The 23,635-nt window shown below is 69.2% G+C and carries 21 protein-coding genes; 8 read left to right on the forward strand and 13 right to left on the reverse strand.

What is annotated here, in order from left to right; genetic code table 11:
* Positions 1 to 7: 7 nt before the first annotated feature.
* From FDO65_RS04975 to FDO65_RS04985, 3 genes are read right to left on the reverse strand one after another with little or no spacing between them, the layout of a single operon-like run.
* Complete coding sequence (locus tag FDO65_RS04975; RefSeq protein WP_137448309.1) at positions 8 to 433, reverse strand: YchJ family protein; 426 nt, start codon at positions 431 to 433, stop codon at positions 8 to 10.
* Positions 434 to 452: 19 nt separating this feature from the next.
* Positions 453 to 1,610 carry an RNA polymerase sigma factor gene (locus tag FDO65_RS04980; RefSeq protein WP_137449471.1) on the reverse strand — a complete coding sequence of 386 codons (1,158 nt, stop codon included), beginning with the start codon at positions 1,608 to 1,610 and terminating at the stop codon, positions 453 to 455.
* A 5-nt stretch (positions 1,611 to 1,615) separates the two neighbouring features.
* Entirely contained in the window at positions 1,616 to 2,023 is a 408-nt protein-coding gene (locus tag FDO65_RS04985; protein WP_137448310.1) for a YciI family protein, read from the reverse strand.
* Positions 2,024 to 2,225: 202 nt separating this feature from the next.
* Here FDO65_RS04985 and FDO65_RS04990 point away from each other — a divergent pair, with 202 nt between their 5' ends.
* Entirely contained in the window at positions 2,226 to 3,305 is a 1,080-nt protein-coding gene (locus tag FDO65_RS04990) for an alpha/beta fold hydrolase (protein WP_137448311.1), read from the forward strand.
* Between the two features lie 40 nt (positions 3,306 to 3,345).
* On the opposite strand, the gene FDO65_RS04995 is transcribed toward FDO65_RS04990, so the two are convergent.
* The 6 genes from FDO65_RS04995 to FDO65_RS05020 all read right to left on the reverse strand — a co-directional run bounded on the left by FDO65_RS04995 (position 3,346) and on the right by FDO65_RS05020 (position 11,975).
* Entirely contained in the window at positions 3,346 to 3,966 is a 621-nt protein-coding gene (locus FDO65_RS04995) for a hypothetical protein (RefSeq protein ID WP_137448312.1), read from the reverse strand.
* Positions 3,967 to 4,128: 162 nt separating this feature from the next.
* On the reverse strand, positions 4,129 to 8,496 hold the full coding sequence (locus tag FDO65_RS05000) for an AAA domain-containing protein (RefSeq protein ID WP_166442033.1): 4,368 nt from the start codon (positions 8,494 to 8,496) through the stop codon (positions 4,129 to 4,131).
* Between the two features lie 146 nt (positions 8,497 to 8,642).
* Entirely contained in the window at positions 8,643 to 9,404 is a 762-nt protein-coding gene (locus tag FDO65_RS05005) for a cell division protein CrgA (protein ID WP_137448314.1), read from the reverse strand.
* 636 nt (positions 9,405 to 10,040) lie between these two features.
* Positions 10,041 to 10,358: a hypothetical protein gene (locus FDO65_RS05010; RefSeq protein ID WP_137448315.1), complete on the reverse strand. Its 318-nt coding sequence runs from the start codon at positions 10,356 to 10,358 to the stop codon at positions 10,041 to 10,043.
* Positions 10,359 to 10,404: 46 nt separating this feature from the next.
* Positions 10,405 to 10,647: a hypothetical protein gene (locus FDO65_RS05015; RefSeq protein WP_137448316.1), complete on the reverse strand. Its 243-nt coding sequence runs from the start codon at positions 10,645 to 10,647 to the stop codon at positions 10,405 to 10,407.
* Positions 10,648 to 11,468: 821 nt separating this feature from the next.
* Positions 11,469 to 11,975 (reverse strand): hypothetical protein, encoded by a 507-nt coding sequence (locus FDO65_RS05020; protein ID WP_137448317.1) that lies wholly within the window; start codon positions 11,973 to 11,975, stop codon positions 11,469 to 11,471.
* 722 nt (positions 11,976 to 12,697) lie between these two features.
* On the opposite strand from FDO65_RS05020, the gene FDO65_RS05025 reads away from it, so the two are divergent.
* The 7 genes from FDO65_RS05025 (at position 12,698) to FDO65_RS05055 (ending at position 20,626) form a co-directional block, all read left to right on the forward strand.
* Positions 12,698 to 13,696, forward strand: a complete 999-nt coding sequence (locus FDO65_RS05025; protein ID WP_137448318.1) for a LacI family DNA-binding transcriptional regulator — start codon at positions 12,698 to 12,700, stop codon at positions 13,694 to 13,696.
* 216 nt (positions 13,697 to 13,912) lie between these two features.
* Entirely contained in the window at positions 13,913 to 14,899 is a 987-nt protein-coding gene (locus FDO65_RS05030) for an alpha/beta hydrolase (protein WP_137448319.1), read from the forward strand.
* A 53-nt stretch (positions 14,900 to 14,952) separates the two neighbouring features.
* Positions 14,953 to 16,338, forward strand: a complete 1,386-nt coding sequence (locus FDO65_RS05035; protein ID WP_205849787.1) for an ABC transporter substrate-binding protein — start codon at positions 14,953 to 14,955, stop codon at positions 16,336 to 16,338.
* Positions 16,339 to 16,345: 7 nt separating this feature from the next.
* Positions 16,346 to 17,347, forward strand: coding sequence for a carbohydrate ABC transporter permease (locus tag FDO65_RS05040; protein WP_137448320.1), 1,002 nt, complete (start codon positions 16,346 to 16,348; stop codon positions 17,345 to 17,347).
* On the forward strand, positions 17,344 to 18,168 hold the full coding sequence (locus FDO65_RS05045) for a carbohydrate ABC transporter permease (RefSeq protein WP_137448321.1): 825 nt from the start codon (positions 17,344 to 17,346) through the stop codon (positions 18,166 to 18,168). Before FDO65_RS05040 ends, FDO65_RS05045 begins: the two co-directional genes overlap by 4 nt.
* Positions 18,169 to 18,290: 122 nt before the next feature.
* Positions 18,291 to 19,148 (forward strand): MBL fold metallo-hydrolase, encoded by an 858-nt coding sequence (locus FDO65_RS05050; protein WP_137448322.1) that lies wholly within the window; start codon positions 18,291 to 18,293, stop codon positions 19,146 to 19,148.
* Positions 19,148 to 20,626, forward strand: coding sequence for an FAD-dependent oxidoreductase (locus FDO65_RS05055; protein ID WP_137448323.1), 1,479 nt, complete (start codon positions 19,148 to 19,150; stop codon positions 20,624 to 20,626). The genes FDO65_RS05050 and FDO65_RS05055 overlap by 1 nt, the downstream gene beginning before the upstream one ends.
* 100 nt (positions 20,627 to 20,726) lie before the next feature.
* On the opposite strand, the gene FDO65_RS05060 is transcribed toward FDO65_RS05055, so the two are convergent.
* The 4 genes from FDO65_RS05060 to FDO65_RS05075 form a co-directional block, all read right to left on the reverse strand.
* Positions 20,727 to 21,068: a hypothetical protein gene (locus FDO65_RS05060; protein WP_137448324.1), complete on the reverse strand. Its 342-nt coding sequence runs from the start codon at positions 21,066 to 21,068 to the stop codon at positions 20,727 to 20,729.
* Positions 21,069 to 21,259: 191 nt separating this feature from the next.
* Positions 21,260 to 21,847 (reverse strand): DUF3618 domain-containing protein, encoded by a 588-nt coding sequence (locus FDO65_RS05065; protein WP_137448325.1) that lies wholly within the window; start codon positions 21,845 to 21,847, stop codon positions 21,260 to 21,262.
* Entirely contained in the window at positions 21,844 to 22,278 is a 435-nt protein-coding gene (locus FDO65_RS05070) for a phage holin family protein (protein ID WP_137448326.1), read from the reverse strand. The genes FDO65_RS05065 and FDO65_RS05070 overlap by 4 nt, the downstream gene beginning before the upstream one ends.
* Entirely contained in the window at positions 22,275 to 23,141 is an 867-nt protein-coding gene (locus FDO65_RS05075; protein WP_137448327.1) for an ATP synthase subunit B family protein, read from the reverse strand. The genes FDO65_RS05070 and FDO65_RS05075 overlap by 4 nt, the downstream gene beginning before the upstream one ends.
* Positions 23,142 to 23,635: the final 494 nt, after the last annotated feature.

A 23,635-nucleotide genomic window follows, 5' to 3' on the forward strand; every position in this document is an offset into this window, starting at 1 on the left:
GGACCGCTTACTCGCCCGGCTCGATCGCCCGGTCGTACACCCACCGGCCGTCTTCCCGGACGAACAGGCTGTTCTCCTGGTGCACCCCGGCGACGCCGCGGTACTCGAAGTGGGCCCGGAACTCGACCGTTCCGGTCGAGTGGAAGGCGGTGCCCCCGGTGGAACCGAGGATCTCCAGCCCCGTCCAGCGCAGGGCGTCATCGAAGTCGAGACGGCCGGGCCGTTGGGCGGACGACCAGGTTCGCAACAGGTGGTCCCGATCGCGCACCACGAACGCGGCGTAGCGGGAACGCATCAACTCGGCGGGGGTGGCCGCCGCCGCCCCGGCGTGCAGGCGGCCGCACCCATCGGCATACGTGGCCGGCTCCCCGCAGGGGCAGGTAGCGGTGGGGGCGACGGCGAGTGCGCGACGGCGGCGGGAGCGGGACGACACCCCTGCAGTGTCGCGCTACTCAACCTGTCGCGTTCAGCCGGGCTGCCTGCCGCAACAGGTGATCGCGCTCGGCCGCGTTCGTCGCTGCCGCGCTCGCCTCGGCGTACAACCGGGCCGCCACTGTTGTCTCGCCGGCGCTTTCGTGCAGGTGGGCGGCGACGGCGGTCCACCTCGGCACGGTGCAGGGCACGTCATTCAGCGCAGCCAGACCAGCTCGCGGACCGTCGGCCTCACCCACGGCCACCGCCCGATTGAGCCGGGCGACCGGGGTGTCGGCGAGCCGCAACAGTTCGTCGAACCATTCGACGATCTGCACCCAGTCGGTCTCGCCGGTGCTCGGCGCGTCGGCGTGCAGGGCGGCGATGGCTGCCTGGGCCTGGTACTCCCCCAGCCGGTCGCGGGCCAGGGCTGCCTGCAGGATTTCGACCCCCTCGGCGATCAGCCCCGTGTCCCAGCGGGAACGGTCCTGCTCGGCCAACGGCACCAACTGTCCAGCGGCGTCGGTGCGGGCGGGTCGACGGGCGTGGTGCAGGAGCATCAACGCGAGCAGACCGGCCACCTCCGGGTGGTCGACGACGGTGGCGAGCTGTCGGGCGAGGCGGATGGCTTCGGCGGCGAGATCGACGTCGCCCGAGTAGCCCTCGTTGAAGACGAGGTAGAGCACCCGAAGGACGGTGGTGACGTCGCCGGGCTGATCGAGCCGCACCCCCGACACGGTCCGCTTAGCCCGCGAGATACGTTGCGCCATCGTCGCTTCCGGCACGAGGTAGGCGTCGGCGATCTGTCGCGTGGTGAGGCCACCGAGCGCCCGCAGGGTGAGCGCCACCGCCGACGACGGGGACAGGCCAGGGTGGGCGCACAGGAAGTACAACCACAACGTGTCGTCGGCCGGCACCGGAGCTGCGTCGGTGAGCGGCACGGTCTGGGCGTGTGAACGATCTTCCCGTCGACGCCGGGCCGTCTCCGAACGATGCCCGTCCAGGTAGCGACGCCAGGCGACGGTCGTCAGCCAGGCCCGTGGCTCGCGCGGCGGGTCGCCGGGCCAGACGTCGACGGCTTCGACCAACGCCTCCTGGACGGCGTCCTCGGCCGCCGCGAACTCGGCGCCACGGTGGACGAGGACGCCCAGAACCAGTGGGATCAGCCGGCGGAGCGCATCCGCATCGAGCTCATCCATGACGGTCATTCGGTGATGGTGGGGGGCGCCTCCAGGAAGGGACGCAACTCGATCCATTCGTGCAGGGGCCGACCGCCGGCCCCCGGCGCGGAGGACAGCTCGGCCGCGACCTGTAGGGCTCGTTCCTCGCTGTCGACGTCGATGGCCATCCAGCCGGCGATGAGGTCCTTGGTCTCGGCGAACGGGCCGTCGGTCACCGGCGGGCGCCCATCACCGTCGAAGCGGACGAAGGTCCCGGTGGGTGCCAGCGCCTGGGCATCGACGAACTCGCCCGAGGCCTGCAGGCGATCGGCGAGGTCCTGCATGAAACGAATGTGGTCCGTCACCTCCTGCGGCGCCCAGCGGTCCATCGGGACGTCGTTGGCCGGAGCCGGTGCGCCACGGTAGTGCTTGAGCAGCAGGTACTTGGCCATCATCGTTCCTCTCGGTGCTGCGACCCGGGTGGTCGCCTCGTAGGGAAGACGGAGACGCAACCCGGTTCTCGACATGGTCCGCCGATCTTTCTCCGGATTCCTCCGCGGCGGCCGCACCTCAGTACGTGAGAACGGCGATTCCGGTCGCGGCGACCGGACCCTACGGTGCAGATCCCGCAACGATGCGATCGAGGAGCAGCTCATGCCGCTGGACAACCCGTTCTACTCCGCTGAACAGCAGGGCCCGTACGAGCTGATCTCGATCGGGCGTTTCGAGCTGGAAGATGGCGGGGTCATCCCCGACCTGCAGCTCGCGGTCGCGACCTACGGTGAGCTGAACGGGGCCAAGGACAACGTCATCCTCATCCCGACCTGGTTCTCGGGGTCACACGCCACGTGGTGGCAGGTCTACATCGGTGAGGGTCGGGCCCTGGACCCGACGAAGTACTTCATCGTCGTCGTCAACCAGATCGGTAACGGCCTGTCGACATCCCCGCACACCACCGACGACCCGAGCATCGCGATGTCGAAGTTCCCGCACGTCCGTATCGGGGACGACGTCCGGGCGCAGGAGATCCTGCTCCGCCAGCACTGGGGCGTCGAGAAGCTCGCACTCGTCGTCGGCGGATCGATGGGCGCGCAGCAGACCTGGGAGTGGGCCGTTCGGTTCCCCGAGAAGGTCGAGCGGGCCGCACCGATCGCGGGGACCGCGCAGGTCACCCCGCACGACTTCCTGTACGTGCAGACCCTGATGGACGCGATGACCAGCGATCCCGGATGGGCGGGTGGCGATTACACGTCCAACACCGAGGTGGCCGACGGCCTGCGTCGGCACGCCGACATCTGGGCGATCATGGGCCTGACCACTGATTTCTGGAAGTCCGGGTTTTGGAAGACGATCCCGCCGGTCGTCGAGGGCCACGGCTGGGAAACGTTCGAGGAGTTCCAGCAGAACTTCACCCGGCTGCTGTTCGGCCTGATGGATCCGAACGCGCTGCTCACCATGGGCTGGAAGTGGCAGCGCGGCGACGTCGCCCGCCTGGCCGACGGTGACCTCGCCGCCGCCCTCAGGCGGGTGACGGCCAAGGTGTTCGTCATGCCCATCGAGCAGGACATGTTGTTCCCGCCGCAGGACTGCGTGCCGGAGGCCGACCTCACCCCAGGTGCGGAGGTGCGGATGCTGCACAGCATCGCCGGCCACTTCGGGCTGTTCGGCTTCGAGCAGTCGTACCTGGACGAGGTCGACGCGGCGCTCACCGAGTTGCTCGCGACACCGAACTGACTCGGGAAAGCCGAATTGGTCACCGTTGTCGACCCGCCGATCAGAACGGCTGATAGCCGGCCCGGGCGATCGTGAAACCGAAACCACCGGGGCTGACGCAGGCCATGCCGACCTCCTCGACGGTGCACACATAGCTACCCAGCGCGGCGACGTCGCCGTACTCGAGGGTGGTCGCGTCGACGCCGTCGAGGATCTCGGCGCCGCACGAGCTGATGTCGCTGGGCCCGGTGCTGGCCAGACTGATCAGTGCCCCGGAACTCGGGGAAGGGCAGGACGGCAGGTCGAAGTCGTAGACGCCGATGGTGCAGAACAGGATCCCACCGACCACCCCGCAGGTGATGTTCCCGCTCGGCGACACGAGGCCGGAGACCGTCCGCCGGGTTCCGCCACCGCCCCCGCCAGCGGCTGCGGTCACGGTGGCCACCTCGGTGTGGGTGACGACGACCGGAGCCGGTGGCGGTTCCGCCGTGGTCGTCACCACCGAGGTGACCGCAGCGGGCGGCGCCACCGTCCTGGTCACCTCGACGACCGCTACAGCGGGCACGCTCGGGGTGGGTGCGAGCGCGGCCGTCGACGGGGTGCCGACGGCCGCGGTCCCGGCCGTCGTGCCGGAACAGGCGACCGTCACCGCCAGGAGCAGCACCGAAAGGCTGACGGTCACGATCCGAGCACAGCGCTGACGGAAGGGGTGGCCGGCTCGGCCGGGGGTGAAGGTCATGCCGATGTGACGCCCGCAACAAGTCACCGTCACGCCCACTGTCGAGTGACCGCTTGTCCGGATTGGGTGATCTGCCGGGATAGCCCACCCTGAGTCATTCAGACGTCAGGATGCCGCCGAGGCCTCCTCCGAACGGAGACCGGCGAGAACGGGCTGCCGGCGCTCGCCGATCCGGATGCCCAGCCCCTCCAGCCGTTCCCACACCGGTTCCATTGCCAGGTCCGGGTCACGGTAGAAGGCCGATCCGCGGATGCGCTCGAAAGTCCAGCCCGCCCGCTCGAGCACCTGCTGCCGCGCGCGGTCGCGATCCCACTCGGCCTCGGAATGCCAACGGTCGCCGTCACATTCGATGGCGAGCCGGGCGTCGGGGCCGCTGACGACGATGTCCAGCCGGTACTGACCGACCCGGTGCTGGACGGTGACGTCGGTGTACCCGCGAGCCAGGAGCTTGCGGACGACGCGTCGTTCGAACTCCGATTCGCACCGCGCCAACAGGTCGCCGCGTTCGTCGTCGTCGGCGGCGGTGGCCGAGCAGTGCGCGATCAGCGCGGCCCGGTAATCCCCGGGCGACAGCACCGAAGGGTCGACCGAGGTGACCACCCACAGCTGATCGCGGGCCCGGGACGCGGCGACGTTGATGCGGCGCTTGTCGGCCTCGCTGGTCATGGCCCCGTACCGGGTGCGCTCCTTCGACGGGTCAACGGCGATCACCGTGCTGACGACCATGACGTCCCGTTCGTCGCCCTGGAAGCTGGCCGCTTCCCCGACCCGGATCTGTCGACGTTCCACGGCGGCCGGGCCGAGGCCGTCGTACAGCAGCTCCTTGATCAGTGCCGACTGCTGGGTGCTCAGCAGGGAGATGACACCGAAGCTCATACCGTCGTACTCGGGGCGTCCGTCGAGGTCGCGCAACAGAGCGACGACAGCTTCGGCTTCGGGTCGGTTGACGAAGCCGGACCGGTAGCCGTCGGGTACCCGGACGGTGCGTACCGGCTGCCACCCGGGATGGGGTGGACGATCCCGCAACGGCACGATGCGCCCGTTGTAGGACAGCTGATTGGAGAATTCGATGATCTGCGGCAGACAGCGGAAGTGTTCGGTCAGCATGATCGGCTGCGAGAAGCGCAGCAGCGCGAGGTCGTACAGGCTCTTGTCGGGATCGAAAACCGTCCGGTAACCCGGGATGTCGCGAAGGTGGTCGTCCATCAGACGGTAGACCGGTTCGCGGTCCAGGCCGACGTTCTCCGGGCTGGTCTGCTGGTCGTCACCCACCACGATCGTCCGGCGGGCCAGGGCTAGCAGCGGCAGAGCCGTCATGCCGATCTGCGACGCCTCGTCGATGATCAGGACGTCGAACGGCGGCTCGGCCGAGGGTCGGAAGTTCAGCAGGGCCCGAGCAGTCGGCATGATCCAGACCGGCACGGCGGTCGTGGCGTTGCCCATGGCGCGGCGCATCTCGGCGATCCAGCGGCTGGCGTGTTTGCCTCCGGTCTTGCCGAAGCGCTTACTGGCTTGGACGTACTCCTCCAACGCCTGACGTTGCGGGTGCCCGAGGTTGTCGACCAGCCGCCGCCACGCCTTCTCGGTCACCAGCTCGGTGACGGTGCGTCGGCGTTCCGCGGTGACCTCGTCCAGCAGGGCCTGCAGGACGGCGGGCGCGGGCCGATCGGCGACGGCCCGTACCCAGGTCTCGAGGTGGCGCCACTGCCAGGCGGCACCCAGGTCCTCGGGCTCACCGGCAGCGGAGTGGTCCTGCGTCATCTCGGTCGCCCAGACGGGCGCGACCGCCGCCAGCTCCGCCAGCAGAGCGTCACGCCGGTCGATGCTCGGGCGCATCTCCGTGAGGCGGCGGACCCGATCGATGCCCGACTGCCAGGCTTCGGTGTCTTCCCGGTCGAGGGCGTCCCGCAGGTCGGACCAACTCGTCGCCGTCGACGCGGCCGCGCCCTGATCCAGCTGGCACCTCAGTTGGCCCAGGATGCTGTCGATCTCGGCGGTCCGCGCCACGGCGGCGACGTCGGCGACGGTGCTCGCGGCGGCGGCGAGAGCACGTGGCTCGGGCGGCAGAGCGGGCAGCTGGAGCGCGGCGGCACGGGAAGTCAGGTCGGCCCACCGGCCGGCGGTGCGCCGCACCTCAGCCAGCGTGTCGAGGTGGGGGCCGACCGACGTCTCCGGGTAGCCCGACAGGGCAGGCGCGTCGACGTCGGCGGTCTGGTTCCGCCAGCGGGTGGCCAACCGGTGGCGGAGCTGTTCGACGGTCAGTGAGTCCAGGCAGACCTGAATGGCGTCGGCGGTCGTCGGTACCTGCCCGTCGACCCGGCACGATTCGACCGCGGCCTTGGCATCCCGGGCGAAGAAGCCCAACTTGCCGGTGGTGCGCATGCGATGAGCGGCGTCGGCCAGGTCCTTCTCGAACTCCGCGCCGGGCTGCGGCGGCAGTTGGACATCGTGGGCGCGCACGTTCTTGCGCAGGGTGAAGACCTGATCGCGCAGGTCGGCCAGTGCTGCAGTGGCGTCCGCCCATTCAGCGTCCAGCCGGGGGTCGCTGCACTGCTGCACGACGCGCGCGACCCAGGTGCCGTCGACGCTTTGTCGCCAGTGGGCCTCACGGTCAAGGTCGGCGGCCAGGGTCCGGGCACGGTCGGCGGTGTCCGGCTCCACGGGTAGCGGGCCGGGAAGAACGGTGCGGGCCCGGGCGACGGCCGGCGCCAGGGCGGTGCGTTCACTCAGCAGGCCGGCGAGGTCGTGGCCGGAAGGCAGCCCGTCGACCGGGGGCAGATCGAGTACGGCCTGCCGGGCATCGGCGGGGTCGATGGTCCGCAGGGTGGCGAGCAACTCCCCGAATTCGGCGTCGGTGAGCGGGCAGGCGGTGCCGGGGGTGATGGGATCGGGGATGTAGCCGAGGTCGGCATGATCATGGACCCAGCCGGCCGCGATCTGCGGAGTGACCGCCGATCCGGCCGACCACTGCCCGGGCAGCGTGTCGAATTCCGCCCACCGGCTGGCCCGCAGCTGTTCGCTGACCTCCGCGTATTCGCGGTCGAGCCGGTCGATGGTCTCGGTGAGGGTGCGAATGCGTTCGTCGGCGACCCGTCGGTCGACCAGCCCCACCTTGGTCTGGATGCTGCGGATCGCATCGCCCAGTCGCTTGCGGCCGTCCTCGTCGGCCCCCAGGACGGAGACCGTCAGGTCGCGGATGTCCTCCGGCACCTTGTCCGCCAGGACCTTCAGTGCCTGTTCCTTCTCGGCCGTCACCAGCACCCGTTGCCCCTCGGCGACGAAGTGGCTGATGAGATTGGCGATGGTGTGCGACTTCCCGGTACCCGGCGGGCCCTGGACGACGACTCCGGCCTGCCGACGGCTGGTCCGCAGGATGCGTTCCTGCTGCTCGTTCGCCGGCAGGGGCAGCAGGAGCAGTTCGTCGTCGATCGTGGTGGAGGTTTCACCGTCCGACGCGGGGACTCCCGCCAGCGTGGCCGGGTCCTCGCTGGTGAGGATCCCCCGCAGTGGCGGTGGGATCACCTCGGGCAGATCCCGGTACAGCTCGCGCATCTCGTGCAGGAAACCCTCGGAGTCCGGCTGCCGGCGGCGGAGGAACAGCGTCCAACCCGGATGGACGACGGCTCGGGCGGTCCCCCTGCCGTCGTCCGCTGACGGCTGGGTGTCGACGGTGCGGACGGTGCCGTGGTCGTCGACAGCGCGGACCAACCGCCGGAGCACGTCGGCGATCTCGTCGCTCACCCAGGGATCGAGATCGCTGTCGGCGATCTCCTGGCGGGTGGCCGCGTAACCGGCCGGGTCATGCACGTCGAGACCGTTGATCATCCGCATCTCGATCTCCGGGCCACCGGCCGGGCGGACGGTGACGCGTTGCGTCCGGACGTCGATGTCCACCTCGACCGGAACCGTCAGCAGCGGATGGTCGACGGTCTCGCCGGACGCCGGATCCGTCCACGTCAGGCGACCGAAACCCCACACCAGCTCGTAGGTTTCGCGATCGACGGCGAGGACCTCGCGCTGCTCGAACAGGGCCCGATGCAACGACTTGACTGCTGCTGCGTTGCGGTGATCGTCCCTATAGAGGGCCCAGACACCGGACACCCAGTCGCGGGCCGGCCGGGTCAGCTGCTCCCACGCCGCGACCTGCTCGACGGTGGCGTCCGCTGCGGCCGGGATGATCGACGGCTCGGTGTCCGGCCGGACGGACGGCTCCATCAGGAGCGCGGCGATCTCGTCCGGAACCGCGGGTGGCTCGGGGAGGTCGACGAAATCGACGGTGAGCCATCGATCCTCGCCCGGATGGACGGTGACCGCCGGGTGCGTGGGCAGCGCCGCGGCGTCGATCCGGAACAGTCGGTGGTCGGCGGTCCGCCGCACCGGCGGATTGCGGATCGCCTCGAACGCCACCAGGTAGTCGATGAGGCGCAGCGCCTGATCGCGCGGCGACAGCATCGCTCCCTCGCCCTGCTCCATGCAGCGATCCCCCGTCACCGTTCTCATCAGCCGAAACACATCCGTGTCATTCGAACGGCCATTCTACGGACGCGGTCCGACAGTGCGATCACACGGCGGGCCCACGCGATCCCCGGCTCCCGCCGGTCTACCCGGACGCCACACCGTCACGGGCAGGCTGCCGCCCGGAACTCGTCCACCGGTCGGCGCTGAGCCCACTGTCCCGAAGCGCTCTGCACGAGACCCGGTGTCAGTGAACGCAAGTCCTCGGAGCTGAACGACACGTCGGTCAGGACGGCCTTGTCGCTGCGGGCAGAAGCGATCACCAGCATCTGTCCGTCGAGGGTCGACTGGGTCAGGGGCGACCCTGTCTGCCAGCCCACCGAGGGATCGAGGAGATTGAGTTCCTGGTAGCCGGACACGGGATCGACTGACGTGTAGGTGGCCAACTCTTCGTTGAATTGCGGTGTGCGGTTTGGTCCGACCACCCTCACCCGGTCGATCGATCCGCGGCAGACCATCATGACGAGGATTGGTTCGCCCTGCGTTGTGACGGTCACGCCCATCCGCCCGATCCGGCCAGCGTCCTCGTCACGGGGCTGGATGATGCGGACCGCGATGTAGCCGATCAGAAGCACGACGACCATGACGGCAGCGCCCCATGACCAGGTCGACCATGTCCGCGGATGGAGGCCATCGGACGCCCACAGCGCGGTCACCCCACCGATCAGGGCGGCATAGCAGAGAAGGATCAGCAGGCCGCCACCGATGTTCGGTCCGCCCCAACGCAACGGGTAGTACCCGGCCAACAGGCGATCCACGATGAGCCACAGCAGGCCGACCACCATGACAGCGACCGCTACCCAGCGAATCCACCTCTGGGCGCGGGGACTGCGGGATTCATTCGGACCGGTTTCGCGCTCAGGCATGACCAATCCTTGCACCCGGGGGACGGCGTCGGCCGTTTCAACCAGTGCCACCGCAGTTATCCACAGGCCAACGAACGGCCATGACAATGATCGGCTCGCTGCTTACGGTCGGATCGCGCAACCATCAGGAGCCGATCATGCCAGTCCATCTCCGTCCCCGACGGCCCGAAATCCGTTCGATCACATGCATACTCGCTTTGACCCTGTCCGGGTTCCTGGCCATTGCCAGCTCGCACGATGGGGCGGGGAATGGAACACATCGACACGAGCCCGGTGATGCTCTCGTCGAGAAGCTGGCCCGAAGCTCGAATGTCGAGTTTCCCTGCCGCTGGGTGGAGGTCACCTCAGATCTGGCTCACGCCATCCCTGTCGACATCGACCCCACGGCCGGGAGGGTCGAGCAGAAGTCCTGTGGGGCACCTGCCGGCGACACCACAGGGATGGGCGGACCCGTCGAACGGCGCGTCGTGCCGACCTCATGACGTCGCGGTAGCCCTCCGGTCGTCTCCGACCCCTGGTTCCGACGGCCTTCATCTTTTCTCGTCATCACCAGCCATGAACCGAGAGGGGACTCGAGCAATTGTTGCGATTCTGCGGTCTCAGTGCCGCCGACATTGTGATGGCACAGGCTAGCGATCACAGTGCGCGAAGCAGAAGGTAGACGAAGGCCAATGCCGCCACGACGGCGAGCCCGATCCTGGTCATCGAGTTCCATTGTGGTGGCCTGACCGCGCTGGCAGCGCCGGTGACCACCGCACCGGCGGTAACGGTGGCGTTGGCGGCGATGAGCAGGAACCCCCCGCCGATGTTGGGGCCTCCCCATCTCAGCGGCTGAAACTTCCGCAGCAGCGGATCGACGACCATCCAGCACAGCCCCACGACGACAAGCACGACGCCACCGATGCGGAAGGCTCCGGCTTGTTGGCCCGTCAAGTCGGCGTCCGCGTCGCTCACCAGGTCATTCTTGCCGGACCGCACTCCGTCGGCTTTGTGGGACTTGTCAGCGGCCGCCATCGACAAGCAGGATGCGGTACTCCCCCACCTCGACAGCGTCCTCGCTGGTGGCGGTCAAGGTGGTCGTCCCCGCCTGCCCGGTGTTCGACTGCCAGGTGACGTCCCACGACGTCGTCGCTGTGATGGGCCACTTGCCCGTCCCGTTGGTCCGCTCCGGTAGCGAACGCCAGCGGAACGTGTGGCCACATTCCGGTTCGGTCTTCCAGTCCACACCGGCCGGCGGGGGCACACCCGCCCCCTGACAAGTCAATGTGACCGCCGGACCCGACTTGTACCCCGAGAAAGACGGATTGCGCTCGGGTTCCCCTAGCGTCCACCTCGTGGCTGTGAGAGTCGCGCTCGCCGTCACAGTCACGGTTCCGGCTGTGACCGAAGCGGTCAGTTGTCCAGGGTCGTCGATCCACAACCACGTTGGGATCTGAACGTAGACCTCACCCATATCCGGGCCAAAATGAATTTCAGGCGAAGGAACGGCGAGTTCTCGAATTGCTCTTTCGGCTAGAACCCGAGGATCAACAACTACCGGTGGAGCGAGTTCTTCGTTCGCGAAGAACTGGGTGACTACGGGTCGACCATCTAAGTTGCCAGGAGATCCAGGGACGCCGGGCCTCAACACGGCACAGCTCTTCCACCTGATCTCCCCGCTTGAAGGGTCGTGCCCCTCCCATAGGGGGTCACCTGCGGCGGGAGGGGGGATATAGCGAGTCCAGCCGCATCCATCCCCCCAGTCGTGTTGGCTATGCCCGTTGGAGGAGTTCGACTGGTCAAGGTCAGTGGAATCGTTGCCGACCGGCCCACTCGAGCTGGGTGCCACCTGCCGTTCATGTTCTAGGCCACCGTCGGAGGCCACAAGATCGACGCTCTGGTCTGAGAGACCGTCCAAGCCTGCGCTCCGGCCCGGTTGCTGCGCAGGCTCGGCCGTTTGAATAAGTAGATTACTCTCGCTCGTCCAAATATTCCGCGGTGAATTGGAACGACTTGCTTCAGGATGCAATCCAACGGTGGAAAGACCAACACATAATATGACTGTGGCCGCAGAGAGCTTGGTTGCTAGCATTGGAGGTTCTCGATCCACTGCACGTTTTGGACTCTCCAGACGCCGTCTGATCCGCGCTCGAAACCCGCTTGAACGAAGTGGCGGTCGGCACCAAGAGCGTGAACCTCGCCCGTGCTCACAGAAATAGAGCCCCAGCCAGATTGATCCTGGCAATCGCGAAGAAGTGCGAACTGCTCGCCGTCGATAGGTTGGGGCCAGAACGGACGAAGAATCACTTCGCCATACTGGCCTAGGCCCTCCGCTTCGAATTGCGCCGCTGCCGCTAGTAGCTTTGCCTTCTGCGGGTCAACCGCCACCGGTTCGAGCAGCTGTTCCCGATCTTCTGCGGGAACTTTTGTCAGTCCGGCTAGCACATCCCAGTACTTGGCCCACTGCGCCTCGATTGCCGCTCGATCTGCCTGTTCAACAGGACTGAGGTTTCCAGGCGAGTCGGTACCGGACGGCGTCCCTAACACGCTAGAAGATCGCGAGAGCGGAGTGGAGCTGGCGATCGATGGCACCGGTGACTGGGTGGGCGCCGAAACCGTTGCGGTCGGCGAGACCGGTTCCGACGCAGCGACGACCGACGGCGACACAGTGACCGACAAGGGTGCCGTCGAACTCGGACCGGCACCGTCAGCCGAGCTGCACGCGACGAGCGAGCAGCTCAGACCGGTCACGAGCACCGCGGCCGCCGTTCGACGGACCACCTGCGACCTACGGGTCAGACCCCCGATCACGACACCACCTCACATCTGTCACATGCACCTCACATGCACGAGTTCGCCCGACGATAACTACCGCGTCCGCCGTGGGAATTCTGAAATACGAATGATGTGGACAACTCGGACTCCGCCGCCGAACGGCTGCACGCTGGTATCTCGCGTTCCGCGATCGACGCACTACGGAGCGAAGAGAAATCACTGGATCGGGAAGCGTTGACAGCCTGATCGAGGTCGGGCTGATAGTCGGGCTGCGAGGTCGTCGCTGGCCGCTAGGCCATCTGACGGGTTTTCCCAGTCCCGGGGTCACGACCTCATCACGCTCACCGTCGAGCGGGCTTCCGACGCTGTACCGACACTGGACGACCGGACGACGGCACATCTCCTGTGGCCGCCACCGATCATGTGCAGTTGTCGTCCGACCGCCCCGACATACACGTCGTGCCGACCCGGGTTCGGCCTCGTGACGGCCTCATGGATCGGTACAGTCCTTCGGACGAAGCAGTTCGAAGGGGGCGCCGGTGGCGAGGGACGACGGCCGGGTCACCATCTATGAGGTCGCCGACCGCGCCGGCGTGAGCATCTCGACGGTGTCGAATGTCCTGAACAAACCGGACCGGGTCAGCCTGGACACCCGCACGCGTGTACTGGCCGCGGCCGACGCCCTGGGTTTCGTTCCGAAGGCCCACGCGGCGACGCTGGCCCGTCGGGGCACGGGCCGTATCGCCGTGATGGCCCCGTTCACCGCCTACGCCTCGTACCTGCGTCGGCTCGCCGGCATCCTTGCCCCGGCCGCCCAGGACGATCTGGACGTCGTCGTCCTGGATCATGAATCCGCCGCGGTGGCCTCCTCCCCGGCGTTGGCCAGCATGCCCGTCCACGGTCGGCTCGACGGGGTCATCGTGATGGGCCTCGGTCTGGAGCCTGGCATCAGCCAGCGGCTGCGGGAGCGACGGCTGCCCACGGTCGTGGTGGACGCCGACAGCGACGATTTCAGTCGGGTCCTGATCGACGACTCGGCCGGTGGCCGACTCGCCGCCGAGCACCTGCTCGGCCGCGGCTACCAGCGGTTCGGCTATCTGCTGGAGCGGCAGATCGCCGACTACGAATCCCAGGCCATCAAGCGGCTCAACGGTTTTCGGTCGACAGTGCGTGCCGCGTCGGCCGGTGACGTCATGGTCGCGACGTGCGAGAACTCGGTCAGCGCCGCCCGTTCCGCCGCGGCCGAACTGCTCGATCGACCCGACCGGCCGGCGGCCGTCATGGCCCACCACGACCTGCTCGCCGTCGGCGCGCTGCTCGCCGCCCGCGACCGTGGCCTGCGGGTACCGCAGGACGTCGCGATCATGGGTTTCGACGACGGTGAGGCCGCCGAGGCCGCGGACCTGTCGACCGTCCGGCAACCGTTCGAACAGTCCGGTGGCGCGGCCCTGGCGGTGCTCCTCGGATTGGTCAACGGCAACTCCCTGCGGTCCACCACGATGCTGGACGTGGCCGTCGTCCCCCGCGCCACCACCTGAAGCGCGGCGCGCCCGGTCCGTTTCGCGACACCTGCGTCGGTGTGACGGCTCCCGCGACCGGTCTATAAAAGTGCTTCGATGAAACCGCTTGACGAACGGCCCCGCCGTCGAGTTGAGTGACCACCACAGACAGATCCCGGCCGGCCGAACACCCCATCGCCTGCCGCTCCCACGCCGACGTGGTCCTCCGCTTCGGCTTCTCGCGTGAGGACTTCGATGTCGTTGCACCCTGTGGTTCGGCAGTTCCTCGACAGCGCCGAGGACATGGGCGACCCGCTGGCCCCGCCCGCTCGTCGCCGCGCCGAGATCATCGCTGCCGCCGACGAGATGTACCTGCGCACCGGGCTTCCCGGTGAGCCGGCCGATGTCGACGACCGGTGGATCGATGTCGACGGGGGCACCCTGCGGCTGCGCCGCTACCGCCCGGTGGGCGCGACCGACGCGGATGTGCTGCCGGTCCATGTCTTCCTGCACGGCGGCGGCTGGTGGCTCAGCTCGATCGACGAGCTCGTCAACGATGCGCTCTGCCGGGCCCGTTGCGCCCGCCTGGGGATCACCGTCGTCGCCGTCGACTACCGCATGGCGCCCGAGCACCCGTTCCCGGTGCCGTTCGACGATTGCTACGCCGCCCTGACCGACCTCGCCGAGCACGCGGCGCAGTGGCTGATCGACCCCGCCAATATCTCCATCGGCGGCGTCTCCGCCGGCGCCAACCTCGCCGCCGCCGTCGCCCTGGCCAGCCGGGACCGAGGTGGCCCGGCGCTCCGGCTCGTGCTGCTCGAGGTCCCCGTCGTCGACCTGACTCTCGACACGATGCGGTCCAGCGGCGTCCCCGACGATTACGGCATCACCGTCCCCGGGATGGAGCGCTGCGTCGAGCTGTATCTACCGGACGCCGCGCTGGCCCGGGATCCGCGGGTGTCGCCGCTGTTCGCCGCCGACCTCACGGGGTTCCCGGCCACCCGGGTGCTGACCGCCGAGTTCGACCCGCTGCGCCGCGACGGCCAACTCTTCGCCGACCGACTGCGCGCCTCCGGCGTGCCGGTCGAGCACACCGTCTACCCCGGCGCGATCCACGGCTCGCTGTCGCTCACCGGCGTCTGGGCGCCCGCCCGTCAGTGGTGGGACGACGCCGTCGACGCCCTGCGGACCGCCCACCGGTCCCCCGCCTTGTCGACGGCACCCGCCGTCGTCGACGTCTGACCCGCTCACCACCCCCGCACCGCTGCCGCAGTACGCCAAAGGAGGCGCCCCGCATGTCCCTTCTCCGCTCCGCCCGAATGTCCCGGTCAGGTCACCGCCTGACCGCCGTGTCCGCTCTGCTGGTCGGCGGAAGCCTGCTCGTCGCCGCCTGCGGCGCGCCCGGCAGCTCCTCCGAGACCGCCAACAGTGCAACGGCTTCCTCGGCCGCCGCGGCCAAGACCGCCACCTGCGGTACCGACCCGGTGACCATGTCCGGGTACTTCGAGACTGGTTTCGCGCTGCCCAAGGCGCTCACCGACGAGTTCACCAAGCAGTACCCGAACGTCACCTGGGACATCCGCGAGGACCAGTTCGCGGTCATCACCCAGAACGCCCCGCGCGTTCTGCAGGACAGCCCGCCGGACCTCATGCGGCTGCCCCAGGTCTCCGAACTGGTCAAGGACGGGCTGCTGCTCGACCTCGACGGGTACGCCCAGTCGCTCGGCTGGGACTCCTGGCCCGCCTCGCAGCTGTCGCAGATGCGGGTCAGCAGCACCGGCGAGCGCGGCACCGGCCCGCTGTACGCGATGGGCCTGAACTACAGCATGACCGGCGTCTTCTACAACAAGCAGCTCGCGGCCCAGATCGGCATGACCCAGGCCCCGACCACGCTGGCCGAGTTCGACGACGCCCTGGCCAAGGCCAAGGCCGCGGGGATCACCCCGATCGCCCAGTTCAACGGCGGCGCCACCGGTGGTCTGGCGTTCCCGCTGCAGAACCTGATGGCCGTCTACGGCGACCCGTCGGCGATCAACGACTGGATCTTCCAGAAGCCGGGCGCGTCCATCGACACCGACGCCACCAAGCAGGCCGCCCAGCACCTCAAGGGCTGGATCGACAACGGCTACTTCGCCAGCGATGTCAACTCGCTCGACTACGCGACCATGATGAGCCGCTTCATCGGTGGCCAGAGCCTGTTCATCTTCGACGGCGACTGGGAGTCCGGGAACCTGGACAAGCAGATGGCCGGCAACGCCGGGTTCTTCCTCATGCCCCCGAAGGAGGCCGGCGGCTCGGTCGCGGCCATGTCCGCCCCGCTCACCTTCGGCGTCAGCGCCAAGGCCGCGCACCCCGACTGCGCTGCGTTCTTCCTGAACTGGGTGGCCACCAACGACAAGGCCCGGGAGATCGACGTGACCGTCGGCGGTTCCCACCCGATGGGCCCGGCCGACGCCAGCATGCCGACCGTCGACGCCAACACCGTCACCGCGGCCACCCTGGCCGCCGGCGCCCAGATCGCCAAGGACAACGGGGCGATGGACTTCATCGCCAACGCCACCGGTTCGATCTACGCCAAGAGCTGGACCCCGGAGCTGCAGAAGCTGGTCGCCGGCGAGCAGACCCCCGAGGGCCTGCTGAGCACCGTGCAGTCGGACTACCAGAGCCAGATCGGCGGCTGACCGTCCCATGACGTCCCCCATCGACCCGGCCCCGCGGTCGGCCACCGCGCCGGCCGTCGCCGTCGGGCTCGCCCCGGCGCCGAAGACCGACCGACCGGCCGTCACCCCGGGCCGGGTCGGTCGGGGTCGCCGCTCCGGCCGCGGCCGCGGCCAGCTCATCGGCTGGCTGTTCGCCGCGCCCGCGCTGCTGTTCTACGCCGTCTTCGTCCTGCGCCCGCTGGTGCTGACCGTCCAGTACTCGTTCTACGACTGGAACGGCATCGGCGCGGCCAAGTCCGTCGGCTTCGGCAACTACGTCAAGGTCTTCACCGACCCCGACCTCTCGCAGTCGATCCTGCACGCGTTCGTCCTCATCATCTTCTTCAGCCTCATCCCGGTCGCACTCGGCCTGCTGGTCGCCGCGGCCATCCGCAGCGTCGCCACCAGCAAGCTCGGCGCGGTCGCCCGGGTCGTGCTGTTCCTCCCCCAGGTCATCCCGCTCGTCGCGGCCGGCATCATCTGGAGCTGGCTGCTGGCCTCCGACGGCCTGATCAACCAGCTGCTCGACCTCGTCGGCCTGGGCGGCGTCACCCGTGCCTGGCTGGGCGACTTCTCGACCGCCCTGCCGGCGGTCGGCATCATCGGCGCCTGGGTGCTGGTCGGCCTGTGCACGCTGCTGCTGTCCGCCGGCATGAGCAAGATCGACCCGTCGCTCTACGAGGCGGCCCGGATGGACGGCGCCGGCGCGATCCGGGAGTTCTTCACCATCACCGTCCCCGGCCTGCGCCAGGAGATCGGCGTCTGCGTCACGGTCACCGTCATCGCCGCGTTGGCCAGCTTCGACATCGTCTACATCGCCACCCAGGGCGGCCCCGGCAACCGCACGATGGTGCCGGGCCTGCAGATCTTCTACCTGGCCTTCTCCGAGCGGGAGATCGGGCTGGCCTCGGCCCTGGCCGTCGTGCTGGTCCTGCTCGTCCTGCTGGTGGTCGTCCCGCTGCAGTGGTTCACCCGTGAGGACGGATCATGATCACCTCCCGTCGCGAGGCGCTCATCGGGCGCGTCCTGCTCGTCGTCCTGATGCTCGTCACCGTCGTGCCGTTCGTGACGCTGTTCGTCACCGCCCTGCACCCGTCGGGCACCTACCCGTCCGGCCTTTCCTGGCCGGACGACCCCCAGTGGGGCAACTTCGTCACCGCGTTCACCTCGGCCCGGATGGGCGCGCTGCTGTGGTCGAGCACGCTCATCGTCCTCGGCGTCGTACCCCTGGCCCTGATCTTCGGCACCATGGCCGGTTTCGCCTTCGGCCAGATCCGGATGAAGGGCGGCCGGGTCGCTTTCCTGCTCCTGGTGCTCGGGCTGACCCTGCCGTTCGAGGGCATCATCACGCCGCTCTACTTCCAGATGCGCGACTTCGGTCTCCTCAACACCCGCTGGGCGATCATCCTGCCGCTCATCGGCCTGTTCATGCCGTTCTCGGTGCTCTGGATGCGGGCCCACTTCGTGTCCGTGCCCAAGGATCTCTCCGAAGCGGCGTCGATCGACGGAGCCGGGATCTGGCAGCTCTTCTGGCGCGTCCACGCACCGCTGGCCCGCCCGGCGCTGTCGTCCCTGGCGATCCTGCTGTTCCTGTGGACCTGGAACCAGTTCCTGCTGGCCATCGTCCTGGTCGACCAGCCTGACAAACGCACCATGGCCGGTGCTCTCGGTGCGTTCCAGGGTCAGTGGGGCACCGACATCCCGCTGCTGTGCGCGGGTTCGCTCCTCATCATGACGCCCACGGTGATCATCTTCGTGATCTTCCAGCGGCAGTTCGTGGCCGCCCTGCTGCAGGGGTCGGTCAAGGGATAGTCCGGGTATCGGGTCGTCGTGGGCGCACGACGACCCGATACCCATCCCCGGCGTCGGTCGCCGAAGCAGTCGTCGAAGCAAGACCCGGGTGTCACCGACCGAACACCCGGGTACCTCCCGGTATGACATTCGAGCCTCCGTCGACCGGCTCGCTGACCTTCATCGGCAACGCGACGCTGCTGATCCGCTGGGGCGAGCTCACCCTGCTCACCGACCCCAACTTCCTGCACCGGGGTCAACGCGCGTACCTGGGCTACGGACTGACCAGCAAGCGGCTGACCGAACCGGCTCTCTCGATCGCCGAACTGCCCACGCTCGACGGGATCGTGCTGTCCCACCTGCACGGCGACCACTGGGACCGCGTCGCCCACCGGGGCCTCGACCGCGATCTCCCGGTGCTCATCACCCCGCACGCCTCCCGCCGTCTGCAGTGGCGCGGCTTCCCGCGCGCCACCGGCCTCCGCACCTGGACCTCCCACACGCTGACCGGCGGGACCAGCCGGGTCCGGATCACCGCACTGCCGGGGCAGCATTCCCCCGGCCCGCTGCGCCGGCTGCTGCCCCCGGTCATGGGCTCGATGCTGGAGTTCGACACCCTCGCCGAACGCGGCTCCCCTGCCGCCATCACCGCACCCGCCCCGGTGCGGCTCTACGTCTCCGGCGACACCCTGGTCATCGACGAGCTGTCCGAGATCCCCCGCCGGTTCCCCGACATCGACACCGGTGTGCTGCATCTCGGCGGGACCACGCTGCCCGGCGGGCTGATGGTCACCATGGACGGGCGGCAGGGCGCCGACCTGCTCGAGCTCATCGACCCGCACACCGTCGTCCCCGTGCACTACGACGACTACACCGTCATGGCGTCCCCGCTGGCGGATTTCCGCGCCGAGGTGGATCGGCGCGGCCTGGGTGATCGGGTCCGCTACGTCGACCGGGGTCAGACCGTGCCGCTGTCCGCCACCCCCCGGAAAGGCACCTGATGACGTCGCTGTGGCTCGACCGCACTCAACCGTCCCACCCGCTGCCCGAGAACGGCCGTGAGTTCGACGTTCTCGTCATCGGCGCCGGCCTGACCGGGCTGACCACGGCACTGCTGCTCAGCCGGGCCGGCCACTCGGTCGGTGTGGTGGAGGCGAGCCGGGTCGGGGCCGGCACCACCGGTCACACCACCGCGAAGGTCAGTCTGCTGCAGGGCACCCGGCTGTCCACCATCCGGTCGCGACACTCCGCCGAGATCGCCCGCCAGTACGTCGAAGCCAACACCGAAGGGCAGATGTGGCTCCGGCACTACTGCGAGGAGAACGACGTTCCCTATCAGCTGCGCAGCGCCTACACCTACGCCGCGGGCGAGGACGGCATCCCGGCCGTGCAGGCCGAGCTGCGGGCGACCCACGAAGCGGGCCTGCCCACCACCTGGGTCACCGATACCGAACTCCCCTACCCCATCGCCGGCGCGGTCCAGCTGGCCGAACAGGCGCAGATCGACCCGCTGGACGTCCTGACCGCGATGGTCACCGACCTGCAGCGCCGAGGTGCGACGATCTACGAGGGCGCCCGGGTACGTTCCGTCGACCCCGGTACGCCGGTCACCGTGCGGACGGACGACGCCACCCTGCGGGCCGGTCGGGTCGTCCTGGCCACCGGGACGCCGATCATGGACCGCGGGGGGTTCTGGGCGCGTCTGCAACCGCTGCGGTCGTACGCCGTGGCCTTCCACCACCCCGGACCGATGCCGCAGGGGATGTACCTGTCGGCCGACTCCCCCAGCCGGTCCGTCCGCTCGGTCCCCCGGCCGGACGGCGACCGGCTGCTGATCGGCGGCAACGGCCACGTCGTCGGGCGGGAGCGGCATCCCGCCCGACAAGTGCAGGATCTGACCGACTGGACCCGGCGCTGGTTCCCCGGGGCCGAGCCCACCCACAGCTGGTCGGCACAGGACTACCACGCCGATCACGAGCTGCCGTTCGTCGGACCGCTCACCCCGACCGACGACCAGATCCTGGTCGCAACCGGTTTCGACAAGTGGGGCATGACGCTGGCCGTGGCCTCGGCGCTTGCGCTGTCCAGCCGGATCCTCGGTGGTCGCACCGACTGGGCCCAGGCGTTGCAGTCGTGGACCCGCCGGGAGTTCGCCGGCGCCCCGACCGCCGTGAAGAGCAACCTGCAGGTCGGCGCCCACCTGGTCGGCGGATGGGCGTCCTCGATCCTGACCCAGCAGAACCGGCGGCCACCGGCCGAGAACACCGGACGGGTGGAACGTCAGGGCCTGACGCCCACCGCGGTCTCGACCGTCGACGGCGCCACCCGGCGCCGATCGGCGGTCTGCACCCACCTCGGCGGAGTACTGACCTGGAACGACGCCGAATGCTCGTGGGACTGCCCCCTGCACGGCTCACGATTCGCGCCGGACGGGGCGGTTCTGGAGGGCCCGGCCACCAGGGACCTCCCCGAACAATGAGAACGGGACCCGGCTCCCCGAAGCAGCCGGGTCCCGGGCGGCACCGCCCCTGCCACTGCCGGCCGAACGAGCGGGCCGGCAGCGGTCGGGGAAGACGGCGTCAGTCGCGGGCCGCCGCGGCGGACCGCCGGTCGTCGAGATCGGTGACGCTGCCGTCCACCACACGCTCGGACACCGCGGTCGCCGAATCCACCAGACCCCGCTGGGCCAGCACGGTCTCGTCGGTCAGCCACGTCCCGATCGCCCGGCCGTGACCGGTGGCGAGGTCGGTCGGGGTCTGCAACGCGACCCGCGCGAGGTCGACCGGCGAACCCCAGGCCCGAGCCCATTTGCCCGCGATACGCCGGTTGACGGCCACGCCGTCCTGCAGGTACTCGAAGAAGCGATCGACGGCCGCCGGGAATGGCCCGGTGGACGTGGTCGACGCGTCAAAGCTGGTCATCTGACCTCCTTCTGAGTCGCCCGCACTCCGGCGAGCGACTCCTCCTCCATGGCGGTGGCCCCGGAGAACGGGACCAGGAGAGCGGGTCCTCCCGCATGTAGAGGACCCGCTCCGGGCGCCGTCACACCGTCACGAGACCGGCGCCACACCAGCCGCGCACTGGACGCCGGGCTCGTCGGCCGTATCCGACCTCACGAACCGGCCGACTGGACCGCGCTCTTCGACTGCTGGGCCTGCTCCTTCAGATCCTCTGCACCGGAGGCGGTCTCGTCCTTCACGGCCTGCGCCGCGTCGGTCGCGGTGCTCTTGACCTCCTCCACCGCCTGCTGGGCGGGCTCCTTGAGGTGACCGGCCGCCTCCTTCGCGACCTCCGTCAGCTCGTCGACGACGGGCTGAGCCTGCTCCTTGAGCTTCTGCGCGGCCTGCTGTTCCGGTTCGCTCGCCGGCAACAGGGATGCGGCGAGCAGGCCGGCGCCGAAGGCGATCAGGCCCGCCGCCACCGGGTTTCCGCGTGTCCGCCGCTTGATCGCCGAGGGTGCTTCCGCGACGTTGTCCTGCACCCCGCTGAGGGCGTGCTGGCCGCGATCGGCGACGTCGGAAGCCGAACCCATCACCGCCTCGCGCACCGATACAGCGGCGCCCCTGACCTTCTCTGTCTGACGGCGGGCGACGCTGGCCGGGTTGACCTTGTCGCCGAGCGCGTTGACGTCGTCACTGAGACCGGCCCGGGTGGCCTCGATCTCCCGGCGAATCGTTTCCGGGTCGTTGCTGGTGGTCATGCCGAATCCTCGTTTCCTTTCAGGGCGTCCGGGATCTTGGCGACGGTGTCGGCCGTGCGTGGCAGTCCACGGACCGACTGCAGCGCCTTCCGGCCGGTGACATACAGGACCGCACCGACGACACCCCAGATGACGGCGACGATGAGGGCCGACCAGCCCAGACCCGTGCCGGCACCGATGAGCCACCACAGCGCGATCGACAGGAAGAGCAAGACGAAGTAGCCGGCCACAGCGGCGCCGGACATCATCCCGGCCCCCTTGGCCGCCCGGGATGCCGACTGCTGCAGTTCGGCCCGGGCCAGCGCCACCTCCTGCCGCATCAACAGCGACAAGTCCTGGGTGACCTGCGAGATCAGGTCACCCAGCGAACGATCCGCCGGGTCCGGAGCCCGCACTCCGCCGGTCGGCTCGTACGCCGATGACCCCGTCATGGCAGATCGGTCCGGCGGACGGTGCCGCCCACGGATTCGCCGGGTCCCCGCAGCGGGGCCGACGCCGGGGTGATCGAGGCGGGAGGCACCAGGTCCGGATCTTCCTCGATGCCGCCGGTGCCCACGCCGAAGCCCGGTGTGTACCCGACGTCCGTCGGCGGGAGCCCGGTCCGGGCGCCGGTGTAGCCGACCGCGGGAGCTGGCGGCGGTACCCGGGTGGGCCGAGGAGCCGGATAGGTGGCCCCGGCGGGCACACCCGACCGGTTCGTGGAGTCCGAGGGCGAGTCGTCCCCGGCACTGGTCAAGCCGCGAGTGAACCGTCCGACCAGCAGACCGGCCGCGGCCGCCACACCGAGATACACCCCGGGGCGGCGCCGGGCGAAGCTCTGCAGTTCGCTCAGCAGGTCGCCCGGTTCGCGCGCCTGCAGCCAGTCGGCGATGCCGTGGGCCCGGTCAGCCGCCTGACGGGCCAGGTCGCTGGCCACACCGTTCTCCTGGGACCCCTGCGCCATCTGGTGCAGTTCGTCGGCCAGGGTGTGCAACCCACCGGCCACCCGTTGCTGCTGGGTGGTGGCCTGATCGGTGAATTCCGACCGGGCCTCGTGCCACACCTGCTTGGCCTGTCGGCCGGCCTCGGCGGTGACCTCCCCGGCCTGTTCCTTGACCGTCGACGCCACCTGCGCCCCGGTCTGCTGGGCGGTCTCGGCCACTTCGCCGGCCTGCTGGCGTGCCTGCGCAGTGGCGGAGTCGTCCGGCCCGCCCGGATGTGCCGGTGGGGTCGCGGAACCCGACACCGGCGGTGGTGCGCCCGCCGACGTTCCTGTCGGCAATGGCGGGATGTCGGTGCGCGAATGATCGGCCATACCCATCTCCTCCTGATCATGACGTCGGCCCGGATGACACTTTTGTCGTCGGCCGAGTCGCAGCGCTGTGCCGACAGAACTACCCGGGACCTGCGTCGATGACACCCAGAAGATTCTGCGGGCCGCTGGCGCGGCGGACAGCAGTGTTCCGAAAGAATGGTCCGCGGAATGCTGGTGGGAAAGGACGGCGGCATTCTGGTCGACAGATTCCCGATGCAATTCCCGGAGATCGTCGGGTGTCCGCGGCGCCGCTGGCCGTGCGGGAACCGCCGGTCAGCCGGGCATCGATCGAAGGACCCCGCCCTCCCTCGACGGCGAAGCTCCTCGTCACTCCGCGAAGGACCGCGTCACTCGTTGGTGGCACGAGCCTTCCTGCCAGCCCTTCGTGGACCCATCCTCACGTCGGGGGAAGGAGTGGCCACCCCGAGCGCGAGCCCGGGCGGCGGGCGGCGCCGGAGGGGGCCGGGCCGATGACACGACACCACTCACGCCGT

It is taken from the genome of Nakamurella flava, from assembly GCF_005298075.1.
In the GTDB taxonomy this organism is placed as follows: domain Bacteria; phylum Actinomycetota; class Actinomycetes; order Mycobacteriales; family Nakamurellaceae; genus Nakamurella; species Nakamurella flava.

Excerpts from the sequence above, each read along its gene's own strand:
- FDO65_RS04980 (WP_137449471.1), bottom strand. The coding sequence starts at position 1,610 with ATGGATGAGCTCGATGCGGATGCGCTCCGCCGGCTGATCCCACTGGTT.
- FDO65_RS04985 (WP_137448310.1), bottom strand. The coding sequence starts at position 2,023 with ATGGCCAAGTACCTGCTGCTCAAGCACTACCGTGGCGCACCGGCTCCG.
- FDO65_RS04990 (WP_137448311.1), top strand. The coding sequence starts at position 2,226 with ATGCCGCTGGACAACCCGTTCTACTCCGCTGAACAGCAGGGCCCGTAC.
- FDO65_RS05000 (WP_166442033.1), bottom strand. The coding sequence starts at position 8,496 with ATGGAGCAGGGCGAGGGAGCGATGCTGTCGCCGCGCGATCAGGCGCTG.
- FDO65_RS05005 (WP_137448314.1), bottom strand. The coding sequence starts at position 9,404 with ATGCCTGAGCGCGAAACCGGTCCGAATGAATCCCGCAGTCCCCGCGCC.
- FDO65_RS05030 (WP_137448319.1), top strand. The coding sequence starts at position 13,913 with ATGTCGTTGCACCCTGTGGTTCGGCAGTTCCTCGACAGCGCCGAGGAC.
- FDO65_RS05035 (WP_205849787.1), top strand. The coding sequence starts at position 14,953 with ATGTCCCTTCTCCGCTCCGCCCGAATGTCCCGGTCAGGTCACCGCCTG.
- FDO65_RS05040 (WP_137448320.1), top strand. The coding sequence starts at position 16,346 with ATGACGTCCCCCATCGACCCGGCCCCGCGGTCGGCCACCGCGCCGGCC.
- FDO65_RS05045 (WP_137448321.1), top strand. The coding sequence starts at position 17,344 with ATGATCACCTCCCGTCGCGAGGCGCTCATCGGGCGCGTCCTGCTCGTC.
- FDO65_RS05050 (WP_137448322.1), top strand. The coding sequence starts at position 18,291 with ATGACATTCGAGCCTCCGTCGACCGGCTCGCTGACCTTCATCGGCAAC.
- FDO65_RS05055 (WP_137448323.1), top strand. The coding sequence starts at position 19,148 with ATGACGTCGCTGTGGCTCGACCGCACTCAACCGTCCCACCCGCTGCCC.
- FDO65_RS05060 (WP_137448324.1), bottom strand. The coding sequence starts at position 21,068 with ATGACCAGCTTTGACGCGTCGACCACGTCCACCGGGCCATTCCCGGCG.
- FDO65_RS05065 (WP_137448325.1), bottom strand. The coding sequence starts at position 21,847 with ATGACCACCAGCAACGACCCGGAAACGATTCGCCGGGAGATCGAGGCC.
- FDO65_RS05070 (WP_137448326.1), bottom strand. The coding sequence starts at position 22,278 with ATGACGGGGTCATCGGCGTACGAGCCGACCGGCGGAGTGCGGGCTCCG.
- FDO65_RS05075 (WP_137448327.1), bottom strand. The coding sequence starts at position 23,141 with ATGGCCGATCATTCGCGCACCGACATCCCGCCATTGCCGACAGGAACG.